Below are 1383 nucleotides of genomic sequence, written 5' to 3'. Positions count from 1 at the left end.
GGGCTGGGGCCGGGGCTCTGCCGGGAGGACGGGACGGAACCCGGCCGTGGGGCGGGGCCGGGGGCGGACCCGGGTTCGGGGGCCGGGCCCCGCCGGGCCGCCGGCTTCAGTGACTCGCGGAGCGGCACGCCCACCCAGCCTCCCGGGACTCGTCCGCCGGCCCGCGACGCTGCGGGCCGAGCCTCTCGGCGACCGTAGACCCGTCCACGCCAGGGGCGTATGGGAAAAACTGCCAAGGATGCTTGTCATGGTTCGTCTTTGTTGTCAGGGTTGATCGCGAATTCGGTATCGATCGCGCCCCCTCCGCGGTCGACCGTACAAAGCGAGGTGACACCTGCATGAGTGACATCCGCGTGAACACGGGCCCACCGGCCCACCGGTTCGCGAGCACCGGCACCCTCACCCGGGGCCTGCCGGTCGGCGAGGTCCTCGAAGTCCCGGCCCTCGCCGGCGCGCGGCTCATCGCCGGACGCGCCGGACTCGGCCGCGTGGTGCAGCGGCTCAACGTGATGGAGGTCCCCGACATCCTGCCGTGGGTCAAGCCGAACGAGCTGCTGCTCACCACCGGCTACCCGCTGCGCGGCACCCCCCGCGGCCTCACCGGCCTGGTCGGCGACCTGGACGAGCGCGGTGTGGCGGCGCTCGCCATCAAGCCCGGCCGCTACCTGTCCGAGCCGCCGCCGGAGATGGTCGAACAGGCCGACCGGCGCGGCCTCCCCCTCATCCTGCTGTCCGCCGACGTCGGCTTCGACGACGTCCTGAACCAGGTCCTCACCGACATCCTGAACCGGCAGGCCGCCGTCCTCGCCCGCACCGAGGAGGTGCACCGCGCGCTCGTGCAGACCGTGCTCTGCGGCGGCGGGCTGCGCGAGGTCGTGGACGAGGTCGCCGCGCACCTGGGCGCGGCCGTCGCGGTGCTGGACGGCGAGCGCCGCGTGCTCGCCGCCGCGGGCACCGAGGAGCAGGTCCGGACCGTCCGCGCGCTGGCCGCCCGGGGCGACGCCGGCCCGGCCGCCGAGGGCGACCACCTGGTCGTCCCCGTCGTCGCGGGCGGCTTCGACCACGGCCGCCTGGTCGCGTTCCGCCCGGACGGCCCGCTCGGCGAGGGCGCCCTCGGCGTCCTGGAGCGCGCCGCGACCGTCGCCGCGCTGGTGGTCACCAAGCAGCAGGCCGTCGCCGCCGTCGAGAGCAAGTACCGCGCGGACTTCCTCCGCGACATCCTGGCCGGGCGCGCCGGGGACGACGACCGCGTCATCGCGCACTGCTCCGGCTTCGGCTGGGACCTGGACCGTCCGGTCCTGGTCATCGTCGCCGAGCTGGACGGCCGCCCGCGCCCCGAGGTCGCCGAGCCGGCCGCCGCGCCGGGGCGTCCGGCGCGTCCCG

The 1383-nt window shown here is 76.0% G+C and carries 1 protein-coding gene; it reads left to right on the top strand.

From position 1 onward, the window contains the following. Positions 1 to 338: 338 nt before the first annotated feature. The coding region (locus tag DZF91_RS23730) for a PucR family transcriptional regulator ligand-binding domain-containing protein (protein ID WP_199486841.1) at positions 339 to 1383 on the top strand (1045 nt) is incomplete at its 3' end.

The organism is Actinomadura logoneensis, from assembly GCF_003428695.1.
Lineage (GTDB): Bacteria > Actinomycetota > Actinomycetes > Streptosporangiales > Streptosporangiaceae > Spirillospora > Spirillospora logoneensis.
The sequence above is the reverse complement of the archived record's forward strand: the minus strand, read 5'-3'. Positions and strand labels throughout refer to the sequence as shown.